At 55.1% G+C, this 13,063-nt stretch carries 13 protein-coding genes; 6 read left to right on the top strand and 7 right to left on the bottom strand.

What is annotated here, in order from left to right; translation table 11 throughout:
- Positions 1 to 24: 24 nt before the first annotated feature.
- Both AC50YL_RS23620 and AC50YL_RS23615 read right to left on the bottom strand, forming a co-directional pair.
- Positions 25 to 942, bottom strand: a complete 918-nt coding sequence (locus AC50YL_RS23620; RefSeq protein WP_494835148.1) for a helix-turn-helix transcriptional regulator — start codon at positions 940 to 942, stop codon at positions 25 to 27.
- Positions 943 to 1,153: 211 nt separating this feature from the next.
- Positions 1,154 to 1,993: an oxidoreductase gene (locus tag AC50YL_RS23615; protein WP_494835147.1), complete on the bottom strand. Its 840-nt coding sequence runs from the start codon at positions 1,991 to 1,993 to the stop codon at positions 1,154 to 1,156.
- Positions 1,994 to 2,150: 157 nt separating this feature from the next.
- Between AC50YL_RS23615 and AC50YL_RS23610 the strand changes: the two genes are divergently transcribed.
- The 4 genes from AC50YL_RS23610 (at position 2,151) to AC50YL_RS23595 (ending at position 5,062) form a co-directional block, all read left to right on the top strand.
- A complete protein-coding gene (locus AC50YL_RS23610; RefSeq protein WP_494835146.1) occupies positions 2,151 to 2,537 on the top strand; it encodes a MerR family transcriptional regulator in 387 nt (128 codons plus the stop codon).
- Positions 2,538 to 2,651: 114 nt separating this feature from the next.
- Positions 2,652 to 3,101 (top strand): MarR family winged helix-turn-helix transcriptional regulator, encoded by a 450-nt coding sequence (locus AC50YL_RS23605; RefSeq protein WP_494835145.1) that lies wholly within the window; start codon positions 2,652 to 2,654, stop codon positions 3,099 to 3,101.
- Positions 3,102 to 3,345: 244 nt separating this feature from the next.
- Positions 3,346 to 4,518, top strand: a complete 1,173-nt coding sequence (locus AC50YL_RS23600) for an MFS transporter (RefSeq protein ID WP_494835144.1) — start codon at positions 3,346 to 3,348, stop codon at positions 4,516 to 4,518.
- Positions 4,519 to 4,591: 73 nt separating this feature from the next.
- Positions 4,592 to 5,062, top strand: a complete 471-nt coding sequence (locus tag AC50YL_RS23595) for a DinB family protein (protein WP_494835142.1) — start codon at positions 4,592 to 4,594, stop codon at positions 5,060 to 5,062.
- Positions 5,063 to 5,188: 126 nt separating this feature from the next.
- Here the strand turns inward: AC50YL_RS23595 and AC50YL_RS23590 are convergent, their stop codons facing one another.
- Complete coding sequence (locus AC50YL_RS23590; RefSeq protein ID WP_494835140.1) at positions 5,189 to 6,157, bottom strand: AraC family transcriptional regulator; 969 nt, start codon at positions 6,155 to 6,157, stop codon at positions 5,189 to 5,191.
- A gap of 183 nt (positions 6,158 to 6,340) precedes the next feature.
- Between AC50YL_RS23590 and AC50YL_RS23585 the strand changes: the two genes are divergently transcribed.
- A complete protein-coding gene (locus tag AC50YL_RS23585; RefSeq protein WP_494835139.1) occupies positions 6,341 to 7,399 on the top strand; it encodes an aldo/keto reductase in 1,059 nt (352 codons plus the stop codon).
- 35 nt (positions 7,400 to 7,434) lie between these two features.
- Here AC50YL_RS23585 and AC50YL_RS23580 read toward each other — a convergent pair whose 3' ends face one another.
- From AC50YL_RS23580 to AC50YL_RS23565, 4 genes are all read right to left on the bottom strand, one after another.
- Positions 7,435 to 8,358 (bottom strand): oxidoreductase, encoded by a 924-nt coding sequence (locus tag AC50YL_RS23580; RefSeq protein ID WP_494835138.1) that lies wholly within the window; start codon positions 8,356 to 8,358, stop codon positions 7,435 to 7,437.
- Between the two features lie 340 nt (positions 8,359 to 8,698).
- Positions 8,699 to 9,817: a GerAB/ArcD/ProY family transporter gene (locus AC50YL_RS23575; RefSeq protein ID WP_494835137.1), complete on the bottom strand. Its 1,119-nt coding sequence runs from the start codon at positions 9,815 to 9,817 to the stop codon at positions 8,699 to 8,701.
- Positions 9,818 to 9,822: 5 nt separating this feature from the next.
- The gene (locus tag AC50YL_RS23570; protein WP_494835135.1) at positions 9,823 to 10,935 is read right to left on the bottom strand and encodes a Ger(x)C family spore germination protein; all 1,113 of its coding nucleotides are present in this window, start codon (positions 10,933 to 10,935) and stop codon (positions 9,823 to 9,825) included.
- A 5-nt stretch (positions 10,936 to 10,940) separates the two neighbouring features.
- Entirely contained in the window at positions 10,941 to 12,425 is a 1,485-nt protein-coding gene (locus AC50YL_RS23565) for a spore germination protein (RefSeq protein WP_494835134.1), read from the bottom strand.
- Positions 12,426 to 12,626: 201 nt separating this feature from the next.
- Between AC50YL_RS23565 and AC50YL_RS23560 the strand changes: the two genes are divergently transcribed.
- The gene (locus tag AC50YL_RS23560; RefSeq protein WP_494835132.1) at positions 12,627 to 13,007 is read left to right on the top strand and encodes a TFIIB-type zinc ribbon-containing protein; all 381 of its coding nucleotides are present in this window, start codon (positions 12,627 to 12,629) and stop codon (positions 13,005 to 13,007) included.
- Positions 13,008 to 13,063: the final 56 nt, after the last annotated feature.

Genomic DNA, 13,063 nt, shown 5'->3' with positions numbered 1-13,063 from the left:
AAAAAGAAGTATGACAGCATCCTGTCATACTTCTTCATAGCGCACTAACATGGTTTCGATTTTCTTTTTCATCCGGCGCCTCAGCGAAGGGGGTTCGAGTACGACCGCCTCCTCGCCGAAGCAGAGCAGTTTTTCGATGAGCCAGTCGGTATCGATCGCATTGCGGACGGTCAGCGTCAGCGAGCCGTCTTCGTGGAACGTTTTCTCGTCCAAATAAAATTCGTCCAGTACCCTGGCGAGCGAACCGCCCGTAAAACGAACGACGGCATGCTCGACCTGCTCCTGACTGTTGCTGCTGCCGGATAAAACCTCTTCGGTATGTACGTTGCGATGGCGCTCGAATAATTCCGGCAGGACGGCAAGCTCCGAGATTCTCGTCAGTTTGAATACCCGATAGTCGCAGCGCGAGCGACAGTAGCCATATAAATACCAGGCGTCGAACTTGAGCACCAGGCTGACGGGCTCGACGGTCCGCGCTTGCCGTTCGCCCTTGGCATTCACATAGCGAAAGCAAACGAGCTGGCCGGCGTTAATGGCCGCGTGGAGAGTGCGGAGATGCGAGATGTAGGCTCTCCAACTCCCAAGATCCAGCGTAAGGCTGGGGGGCCGGCCGATGTCGCGCTGAACGGTCTTCAGCCGATCTATCGTCTGATGGGTCCGTTCATCCTGAAACACGGTTGTCGTGCTGCTCAGCAAGGTGATCAGGGACGCGATATCGTCGGAGCTGAGCAAGCTTTTGTCCATCTTGTATTCGTTCATGATCCCGTATCCGCCGTTCGCGCCTTGATGGGAGACGACCGGAATGCCCGCCGCGCAGATCGCTTCGATGTCCCGGTAGATGGTCCTTTGCGAAACGCCGAATCTCTCCGCCAATTCGGATGCGGACACGACTTCTTTATTCAGCAGCATATAGGTAATGGACAGTAATCTCTCCAGCTTCACGTTCGAACCACCGCCTCCGGCCGATTTTAAGAATTGCATCTAGTAGATCTTAGTCTAGTCGATTGCGATCGGCAAGTCTTTGTTATCCAGTTCCTCGGTCCGCTTGCGTCTGTTTCTTGATATCATCACAAAACAAATCATCCGCTTTCGCGGATGACTTGTTTTTTATAGCTAACCTGCAATAAGAGATAGGAATTATTCAAATGGGCAGTTAAGTAAAATCCGTCGATGTACCGAGCGTTTCCCATTCGGCCAATTCTTTTTGAACGCGGGCGATTTTATTGTTAGCCACGTCGTAGGCATCCCGTCCAAGGAAAAGATGCACGGGCGGGTCCGCGGCCTCAGTTACGTTGATCAATATCTCCATCGCTTTTTCCGGATCGCCCGGTTGGTTCTTGTCAAAATCCTTCAGAAAGGCTTCCTGTTCGTCCCGCATGGCCTTATAGTCGTCAAAGAGGCCGGTTGCGGTCCCGCGAATAGAGCCCTCGGATAAGAAGTTCGTGCGAAAATACCCCGGCTTGACGGCAGTGACATGGATTCCGAACGGCAGAACTTCTTGCGACAGCGCCTCGCTGAGCCCATCTACGGCAAATTTAGTTGCTCCATAAATGCCGCCTCCCGCAAAACCGTAAAAACCGCCCACGGAAGAGAAATTTATGATATGCCCGGATCTTTGCTTTCGCAATTGCGGAAGTGCTTGCCGCACGACGTTAAGCGTACCGAATACGTTGGCATCGAAGTTTTTGCGGGCTAAATCATCCGAAACCTCTTCAATGAATCCGATTTGACCGTAACCGGCGTTATTGACGACGACATCAAGTCCGCCAAAATGCGCAATGGTTGCAGCAATGGCATGATGGACGTCTTGTTCAACGGTTAGGTCCAATTCGATCGCAAGAAAGTTATCATCGCTTCCGACCGCTTTCTCCAAGTCGGCTTTGTTTCTTGAGGTTGCCGCTACTCGATAGCCTTGCGTTAATAGTTTCCTAACCAGCGTCAATCCCATTCCCTTGGAAGCGCCGGTTACAAACCAAATCTTTTGCCTGCTCATATTCTTTCCATCCCTTCCTGATCCTTTGTTGGAGGTTCTATTTCATGATAGCCGTTGAAGTATTGTCGAAGTCAAATAAGCCGAGGTTATTGAGTTATCGGCATTATTAACGTACAATTGATTAAAGTAACTCTAACTTTTTGGAGGGTGATACATAATGGCCTATACTGTCAAGGACATCTCGAAAAGGACCGGGGTAACGGCGCACACGCTGCGTTTCTATGAAAAACAGGGCGTCCTGCCTTATGCGGAACGAACCGAAAATGGAATCCGGATGTACGACGAGTCAAGCGTGGAGTGGATCGAAACGATTTTGGCGCTGCGTTCGACCGGCATACCATTGGCAGAATTGAAAGCCTACGTGGATTTGTATAAAGAAGGCGACCGTACGCTGCAAAAGCGAAAAGAGATCATGAACCATCACAAAGAGAAAGTCGAGGAACAAATGCTTCAATTGATGAAAACCCTGGGAAGAATCAACTATAAGATGGCCTTGTATGACGTGCAATTGGAGCAATTGGAAAGGTCATCTTGCACGTTATGACGAAGCAGAAAGAAAATCATCCCTCTTGCATTTACGGGCATATGAGACTAAAATCGGTTTAGCAATCGGTTTCATTGCGCACAATGAGACGAAGATACGGGAGGTGAAACAACAATGACCCCGGATATCGATATCACGGCGATATGCAATTGCACGAAGATAAGGCGTGCCCAACGACTGATTACGCGTCTCTACGATACTTGCCTTGCGGAAACGGGTTCGGGACTGCGCGCGACCCAGTTCTCCATCTTGGGTTATCTCAAGAGCAGGGGACAGAAAACGATGCTGGAGCTCGCCGAGCTGATGACCATGGATCGCGCTACGATCGGACATAATCTTCGTCCGCTGGAGCGCGAAGGGTTGGTGCGCATTCAGGTGAGCGAATCCGATCGCCGCGCCCGCATCGTCTCGCTTACCGATGAAGGCCTTAGACGGTTCAAGATCGCAAGACCCGGATGGGAGCGCGCGCAAGTCGAATTCGACAAGCAGTTCGGCGCGGAGCGTTCACGGTCGATGAGGGATACGTTGGACGAAGTCGCGGGCCTTTCCTTTCACCTGTCATGAAGAGCTGATCTGGCCATCGACGGTGAGTCGTCATCGTCGATTTGTTTCCAGCATCTATAGCATGAATTAAGGTCTCGCCTAATAGGGGCATATGAGACTAATTAGCAGATGTTTCATCGTTCAATCAGGACATACTAAAGCAATCATCGCGCATATGGCGTCGATACATGTTCGGAGATTGCATGCAGGAAACAATGTTCGGGCGGAAGCCGGGAATTTTCTAAGTATAGGAAGGAGAACAAGCATGGGAAGAATGTTGTTGGTTGTGCTTATCATGTCCTGCGGGGCGACGTATGTTTCTTCGTTGTTTCCTGTGTACGGAGAGCATTATAAGATCAGCAGTTTGGAAATTACGATTTTGTTTGCCGTGTATGCCGCGATCTTGCTGCCGACCTTGCTGGTCGTGGGCGCCCGGGGAAGCTACTGGGGATTGAAGAAGGTGCTTCGTTACAGCATCTGGATCTCCATCGCCTCGACGCTGCTCTTCATCCTCAGCACCAACGTTTGGATGCTCTTCGCTTCAAGAATACTGGAAGGCATCGCTTACGGCGCTTTCACGGGCGTGGCAAGCGCCTTCCTGCTGAAGCAAACCGTTCCCGGCAAGATCGGCACCGCGCTCAAATTGTCCGGGGTAACGGTCAACATCGGGTTTGGTTTGGGACCGGCCATCTCGGGTTTAATCGTGCAATATTTGCACGTGCAACCGCTTCGTCTGCCGTTTTGGTTCCTGCTCGGCATGTTATGGATTGCTTTGGCGGTGTTGGAGCTGCTGCCCAAGCATGAGGATCCGAACGCGCGGAAGCTTAAGATATCGCTGGGCATTCCACGAGAGATCAGCATGCCGTTTTGGTCGTTTATCGGACTTCCGATTTTCACCGTGTTTACCCTGGGCGGCATCGTGCTATCGCTTATTCCGTCCTTCGTGAAGAACGTCCTTCATTCCGGCAATCTTTCGATATCCGGCCTGTTGATATTGCTGCTGTTGGGCGGAGGGGCATTGATGCAGTTCTTCCCATGGCCACGCCACCCCGTCACGCGGATGCGAATCGGCATACTGGCGCTTGCCGTCGGTTCATGGCTCATCGTTTTTTCCGGGGAGACCTCGAGCTTGGCACTGCTTTGGGCCGGTTTTTTCATTCAAGGCATCGGAGCCGGCTGGACGTTTCAAGTCGCCTTGCGGTTTGCCGGCCAACTGCCGAAGCCGGAAGGAAGACCGCGCGTCATCTCCGCGTTCTATATGTGCGCTTATGCCGGATTTATCGTGCCCCCGGTTGCCGTAGGCGTGCTGACGCAGTTCTTGAATTTGAACGCATCGCTGGTCATTCTCAATTTGTTTGCCGCCTTGATCGTCGTCTACGTGTTGATCTATTCTGTCTCGTTCCAACGTTATTATGCGAAATTCGCAGCGCAGCAATGAGCTTTGCCGGCGTTCCGTATAGAAACCGGCAAGATGCCGCATGGAGGAAATAACATCTGAGGAGACCGATAAAATGAGAAAAGAGTTCGTATTTCACCTGTATAACGTGGAGCATGATAACTTTATGAAACTGCTCGACAAATGCCCGGCGGACAAGCGCATGACCGTCCCCGAAGGATTCAACACGAGCCTGTATTGGCATCTGGGTCATGTCCTGCGGATCACGGAAGTTCACGTGTACGGATTGTCGCAGCAATCGATGACGCTCCCCGAATATTATAGGGAGCTTTTCCACTACGGGACGACCGCGAAGGGCTGGACGGATGAACAACTGGCGCAGCTGCCGGCTTGGGATACCATGATCGCGCAGCTGAAGGCGCAGCGCGAACGCATCCACGACACGTTGAAGGACCGTTTGGAGGAGGCCGTGCCAGAGAATTTCAAGAAAGCCGAAAACTTCGGAGAGCTGATTCTGACGACGGGCGCGCATTTGTCCAATCATAACGGCGCCGTAGCCGCCATGCTGCAGGTGCTGCAAAAATAATCAGCCGGACAAGGCGGCGTCCCAGGTGAATTAGGTACAGCATCCCGGGACGGAGGTCGAGGTCATCCGGGCGCGGCTGCCTTTTTCGTGCGGATAGACAGATCAACGGGCTTACCCGATCGGCCACTACTCCTCCTGCGCAAACTGCCGCAGGCCGCCATGGATGATCGTTCGGATATCCTGCAACGGCGAGCGGGCGAACAGCCTTTTATATTCCCGGCTGAACTGCGTCGCGCTCTGATAACCGACGCGCAGCGCCGCATCCGTCACGTTCGCCCCGTCAAGCAGCAGCCTGCGCGCCTCTTGAAGCCGCAGGCGCTTCTGATACTGCAGCGGAGCCATGGCGGTGACGGCTTTGAATTTGGCGTGCAAATTCGAAGCGCTCATGTTTCCCAGCTCGGCCAGTTCCTCGATCGTGAAGGGGCTGTCGAAGTGGGCTTTGATCCAGTCGATCACTTTGCCGATGCCGGAAGCTTCCTGGTGCAATAACATGTTCTTGTAGAAACGCGGCCCGTCTTCGCCGTCCAATAAACGGTAAATGATTTCCCGCTTTACGGCAGGCGCGAGGTACTTGGCCGCCCTTGCGTCGGACGATAGCCGGAGGAGGCGCTCGAAACCTTCCAGCACGTCCGCGCCGGGCTTTCCGACGAAGATGCCCGCCTGCAATCCCGATTCCGGACGCGGAACCAAGCCGGCTTCCAACGCCACGTCGGCAACTTCTCCCGGCGTCAGCTCGATCCGCAATGCCAGATACGGCGAATCGGCCGCAGCTTCCGTCACCTGCCCGTTGACCGGCATCTCGATGCTTGCGGCCAGATAATCCCCGGTTTCGTATTCGATCGTCCGCGGACCGATCTGCAGCCGTTTCTTTCCCTGCAACACGATGCATAAGGACGGCTTGAGTACGCCGTGCGCCAATAAGGTCGGGCCGGTTTCCTTCAATACCGTCAGAAACGGGATCGTCGTCTGCGATACCCTCGCGCTGCCGGGAAGCTGCATGCCTCTGATCAGCAGCCGGTCAAGGATCTCGTTCGCTGCTGTCTGCTCGCTGTGCATGACGCTGTTCGCTCCTCCTACGTTTGTATGCTTAGGCATTATTTAATCACTTTACAAACGGGAAATCAATTACAGCAGGAGGATTAGGCAGAAACTCCGTACGAATGAACTATCGTTCCGGACGAAACTGTTCCTATAATAGCTTATGTCGGGATGACGCATTCGCAGATGGCCGTTGCCCCGGCGACGAACGCTACGCTTTATAATCGAGGAGGCTATCGTATGATGCAATATCAACAGCTTGGCAACACGGGTTTACTCGTCTCGCGTCTCGCGCTTGGCGCCATGACGTTCAGCAGCGGTCAGGGCAGTCATAAGATCGTCGGTTCGGTCGGGCAGGACGAAGCCGATCAGATGGTGAGAAAGAGCGTGGACATCGGCATCAACCTTTTTGATACGGCCGATGTTTACGGGGACGGCGAGAGCGAGGTCACGCTGGGCCGGTCGTTTCGCAATCTGGGGATCGCCCGGAAGGACGTCGTCGTGGCCTCGAAAGCCGGCATGCGGGTCGGGCAAGGCCGCAATGACATCGGCGCCTCGAGAGGCCATATCATGGATGCCGTCGATGCCAGCCTGAAGCGGCTGCAGATGGACTATATCGACCTTTACCAAATTCACCTCGACGATTCTTTGACTCCCGTGGAAGAGACCCTGCGGGCGCTGGACGATTTGGTCAAGCAAGGAAAAGTCCGGTACGTCGGGGTATCCAATTGGCAGGCGTGGAAGATCGCGGATGCGCTGGGGATCTCGAATCAGAAGAACCTGGCCCGTTTCGAAACGCTTCAGGCGTATTATTCCCTCGCCGGACGCGATCTGGAGCGCGAGCTGGCGCCGATGCTGGAAGCGAAGAAAATGGGCTTGCTGGTCTGGAGTCCGCTCGCCGGCGGTCTGCTGTCGGGCCGCTACGACCGTCACAACCAACTGGCGGAGGATTCGCGCCGGACGGCATTCGATTTCCCGATCGTGGACAAGGAACGCGCCTGGAACATTATCGACGTCCTGAAGCCGATTGCGCAAGCGCACGGGTCAAGCCCGGCGAGCATCGCTTTGGCGTGGCTGTTGACGAGGCCGGTCGTCACCTCCGTGCTCGTCGGCGCGAAGCGGCTGGATCAGCTCGAAGCCAACGTGGCCGCCGCCGATCTGGAGCTGACCACGGAGGAAATCCGGCTTCTCGACGAAGCGAGCGCGCTTCCGCCGGAATATCCGGGCTGGATGGTCGATTACCAAAAAATCGGCCGGCAGGAACCCGCGGAGAATCGTCTGGAGGCACACCAACGTTAAACGGACCGCCAGGTCAAACAATGATGCCAGCCGGGCTAAGATAAATACGAGATGCCCGTCAACGATTCCGAGACCTCCCACAACCGGCTCATTAGCAGCGGGTCGTACAACGGCAGCACGGATCCGTCGACCTTGGGATATCCTTTGTTGCCGCCTTTCCCGTCCGGACCGACGTACTCGCCGCCCTCGAGCGCCGGGTGCGTCGCCGCGTACAACGTCGGCAGGGCGCCCATCTCGGCCGATTGGGTACGCAGGAGCTTCACCACGATTTTCATGAGCGGACCGACTTGCTGCTTGCCCGATCCGAGCGAGTACAGATTGGTGTTCGCCCTGCCCGGGTGGCTGCCCAAGCTGACGGTCTTCGCGCCGCTTGCCTGCAACCGCGCATTCAGCTCGCGGGCGAACAATAAATTGGCGAGCTTGCTCTGACCGTAGAATTTGATTTTTTTGTAGCCTTTGCCGCCGTCCAGATTGTCGAAATCGATCGCGGCTCCTTTAATGGCGGTGCTGCTCAGCGTCACGACGCGGGAGGAGGGGACGTCGGCCATCAGGGGCAGCATAAGTCCCGTAAGCGCAAAATGCCCGAGATGATTGCTGCCGAACTGAAGCTCGAATCCGTCCTTGGTCTGCTGATACGGCGGGGTCATAACGCCGGCGTTGTTGATCAGGAGCGTGAGCGAATCGTACGTTTGCCGATATTCCTCGGCAAATCGGCGGATGCCGGCAAGATCGCTTAGATCCAGCTTCATCAGTTTCAACGCCGCGCGGGGATACTCGTTCTTCAGCTGTCTGGCGACCGATTCGCCTTTCTCCATGTTCCGGATGGCCAGCACCACCTCGGCGTTTTTGGCGGCAAACGCCCTTGCGGTTTCGTAACCGATCCCGCTGCTTGCGCCCGTAATGACGACTCTCGTTCCGCGTTGATCGGCCATGCGGTCCTTTGTCCAACCGGTTTTCATGATATACCGGACCTCCTTGAGGATTGAATATTCCGATTTGCCTTCTGCATCAGCTGTCGGTTGATGTTCATTATAGAATGATCATCGGTTTATTCAATCGCTAATGCGGGCGTTTCTGTCCCATATCCGACATTCGCCTCGGAAGTGTTGAACAAGAACCCGCAGGCAGCAAAAAAAACGGCAGAAATGCCGTTTTTTTTGTTGTCGTCTGCGGTTACGGCTCGTTCTGCATGGCCGACGAGCGAAGAGGAGCATCCGAAACAACGCGGATGGTCCGGCGAGACGCAGCGCATCTTCGTTATTGCACCGGTCTTCCATCCCCGGACGGAGGCGAATCGGCTCACGTATACTTCAAGGGCGACATTCGTTTCCGCCTTCGGAGCCAGGTGAGCACGAATAACAGTGGAATGAAGAGATACAGGAACCACAAGCCCGCCTGATTATATAGCGTTCGAATCGGCTGGATGTCGTTCAAGTCTTTGAATACCCCCTGCAAGACCGCGAACAGAAGCAGGCATACAACGAGAACGATCCGGGGCTTTGCCCGGAAGGCCAGCTTGGCGCTGTGGCACACCGCCCACAAGCCGAGTGAAATATTGGCCAGGATCTTGATGAGCCATATCGAGAGAATCAAGTATTCCAGTCGCTGCATAAGCGGAATCTCCAAGACGGAAATCATATTCAGCGTTGGCCAGATCGTATGCAGGATTTGGCCGCGGCTGAAATACATGAACGCGGCGAGGAGCAGCCAGAGAAACATGCAGGTCGACAACAATACCCCGGCATGCGCCCACTTTCGAGATGAAGCCGGGTGCTGCAGCAAGGGATAAGCGACGAGCAGCACCTCGAAGCCGATGTATTGAAAGGCCATTTGCTTGGATGAGCGCATGATCTCGACGAGAGAATGATCGAAAGCGGGCATCAGGTTGACAGGGTGCAAATAGGGAATGAGCATCATCGAGAAGGGGGCAACGAACAGGAGGGAGCTCAAGAGTCCCCAGAAGCAAATGCCGGCAACGGCCTGAAGGCCTCCGTTGACGGTGTAATAGAGCAGCACGAGGAAAAGCAGGCTGAACGGCCAGAAATTCATGGCCGGAAATATCCAGATCTTGCACATTTCCAAATAAGACCGATAAGTCAGGAACGCGCCGAGCAAGGCGAACGCCATGAACGCCGCGTTCAAGACGCTCCCCAGCGCTTGGCCGAAACAGATGTTGTTGATCGCCACGATCGTGGCGCTGGACGGTTCATAGCGGGAAACGATGCTGAATATGAGCCGCAGCAGGAGATGCACGCTGAGGCCCACCAAGAGAACGGACATCCACGCATCGTAGCCCGCGTCGTTCACGACCTCACGCTGGAAGCCCATCAGGCTGACATCGACGATGCTTACGTACATGACGCACAATAAATGGATGGAAGAAATGGTGTACCTCTCGCGTCTAGCGCCGTCCGCCAATGCGTTCACCTCGTCATGAAATTGCCTAACTTGCCAACGCCGGTCTGCGTAATTCGCAGATCGACCTTCACGTCCGTGCGCAGCGAAGGGTAAGCGGCATAAAATTGTTTTTCCTTCCAGCCCCTCGTCCTGCTTCGAACAAAATCGCCCAAGCCGGCGGGGTCCACCCCAAGCTTGACGCAGCGGGCGACAAAGGCATCAATCCTGTCCTTCAGCTCTTGCTCCAGCCCGGACTCCAGGCGCGCCAAGTCGCGATCGGTAGCCACGCGCAGCGACCGGGGGATGTCCTTGAGCATCACGTTCAGCTTCACGACGAGCTCGACGGCTGGCGTCGGCGATTTCCGCAGGAGACGCAGGCTCGTCTTCGATGAGATGCAGCGAACCACCAAGAAGTCTTCGGCTGGCGCATTCGGAATGGGCATCGTATAGCTGCCGTCCCGGGCATTTTCCACTAACAGCTTCAAGATAAACGCTTCATTGATTCCGATCCGGTCCCGGTAGGCTTCGCCTTTGAACAAAGCGATGCCGTCGATGTTCAATTCTCCCCGGTCCAAGGTGAAGTATGGCAAATAAAAGTCCCGGCCTTCGCCGAAATAATCGAATAGCGTGTCTTGAAACGCCCGTCGGGGCAAGTTGCCGTACCGCATGTTGTCCGCAATGAGATTCATCGCATACAACGGATCGTTGGATTTGAGCGTGGCCGCAAGCAGCTTGGACGCCTCCCCTTCGGCGACGGCCAATTGCAGCTTGCTCGATACCTTGGAATCCCGGAAAAAATTTTCCAGTATGGAACCGATGCCTTGCTCGGCAAAGGACCGGCCGAACATAATCATGCGCAATTGCCCGTATTGAATGGTTTTGTGCGATTTGGCATGCAGCTTGGGAATCATGTCGAAGGCGGTCCTGGATTCGGTATCGAGCAGGACGATTTTGGTTTCCCCTTTTTTGAAATATTCCCCGATCACGACCGCCGTTTTGACCCGATCCCCGGCCAAGTCGTAGCTGCCGGTTTGGGCGAGGTTGATTTTGTTGATGATCTGTTGGTTGCTGCAGGCGTTTAGCGTCGCGACAGCGATCATGATTCCTATGGCGCGAATCCAAGGTACGCGTGCAGCCAAGATCGTCACTCCTTGTCTAGTATGCTTTCGCGTTTGACCGGCTTCGGTTTGTAGCGTATCCGGGATTTGGGCTTCAAGTACCCCGGTCGTTCATTCAGAGCCTGGTACGGGGAACGAACGAGACTGTCCTTGAGTTCCTTCCACCCAAGCGGGTAGAACGGCGCCGTATACGGGGACCCCAACGATCTCAGCCGGGTGATGTGAACCAGCAGGAAGCCGCAGCCCAGCAGCATGCCGAGACCGCCCCACAGCGCCGCCAGCAGGATGATCGGAAATCGGATGAAGCGAATGGTATTGGACATTTTGTAGATCGGGGTGACGAAGGATGCGAGCGCCGACAGGGACACGACAATGATGAGGATGTTGCTCGTCAGCGCGGCTTCGACCGCGGCTTGGCCCAATATGATGCCGCCTACGACGCCGATGGTTTGACCGATTCGCTTCGGCAGCCGCGCGCCCGCTTCGCGCAGCAGCTCGACCGTAATCTCCAGAAACAGCACTTCCATGATCGGCGAGATCGGGATGTTGTTCCGGGAGAAGATCAACGGATTCAGCAAATCCTTCGGCACGACTTCGTAGTGGTAGGTCGTGATCGCGACGTACAAGGCCGAGGCGAACACCGAGTACACGACGCCTACGACCCGAATAATCCGAAAGAACGATGCCAGCGTCCAGGGAAGCAGATAGTCTTCCGAGGACAAGAAGAAATCGAACAAAGTCGAAGGTCCGACCAGAAAATACGCGGAGCCTTCGCTGGCGACCGCCACCTGGCCCATCAATAAAGCGAAAATAACGCGATCCCTGCGTTCCGTCGTGGTGAACAAGGGAAAAGGCGACATGGAATTATCGGAGATGATCTGATCGAGCTGCGAGGTATCGAACAAGACATCGAAATCCACGCCCTCGAGCCGGTGCAGCATATTGGAGACATGATCCTCGTTGGCGACGTTGTCCAAGTAGAGGACGGCCACTCTCGACCGCGACATGCTGCCGATGGCGACTTCCTTCACGACGAGATTAGGGACGTTCAGTTGGCTCCGGATCAAGTGGATGTTGGTTTCCAGATCCTCGATGAAGCCGACGTTCGTTCCGACGACGCTGAATTCGCTCTCCGTGATATTGCTTTGCCGGACGCCCTGTCGACTGTCCAGGGGAATGAGCGCGCAGGCGTCGCCCCGTTGGTTCGAGCGCAGCAGGACATGGCCCTTGAACAGCTTCGTTTGGATGGTATGAATGTCGGCGGTAATCTCGATTCCGTCGATAGGCAGCAAGCGCACGATAGCCTTCAAATCGGAGGATGCCGGCTCTGTCGCTCTGGTCTGGAGCGGGTCGAGCAAATGCTCCCGCAGCAGCTTGTTGTCGATCAGCGTTTTGAAGTACGAGATCGACAGCGGCGTATCCGAGAAGGCGAGCTCGCTCGTCACGAAATCGCTCGACCGCTTCGCCAATCCGATCAGCGCCGCCAGATCATTCGCTTCCGTGTGGACCATTTAGATACGCCTCCCCGATCAGGCTGCTCCCGCGCAGCGGGTGATGATAAAGCGTCCATTATTATCTGGCATAACGTCCTAACTTATGCAATTCGCGCACTATTTTCCTGCATAGGGCATCCGCCGAATGTTCGGCCGGTTTCGAAACCAATGCGGCTTTCAAACGTAGAGAAGAGTCAATACGTGAAGGAGGCGATCCCGTTGAATTGTCCGATTTGCAACGATTCCCGCATGCGGGAGGTGGAGAAGGACGGCATTCTGATCGATGTCTGCCCGAGCTGCAAAGGCGTGTGGCTGGACCGGGGCGAGCTGGATAAGCTGATGAACGATGTCCGCGAGGTGCGGGACGAATACAATCAATGGCATAACCGCGACCGGGACGATGACGACGACCGCGACGACGACCGCTACCGGATGAATCCGAACCAGCGCGGCGGCTACCCGCCCAACAACCAGCAAGGCTACGACAACCGCAACCCGAATTACGGACAAGGGTACGACAACCGCCAAGGCTCCTACGGACCTCCCCATAAGAAGAAAAAGAAATCCGTCTTGGACGTGTTCGGCGACTTGTTCGAATAGCGACGCGATGAAGCGGGAACGAAAAACCGGTCCGGGCGCAAAGCCCGAGACCGGTT

This window comes from Paenibacillus sp. J22P277 (assembly GCF_059383675.1).
Note: the sequence above shows the minus strand (reverse complement) of the source record. Positions and strands in the feature narration are given on the sequence as shown.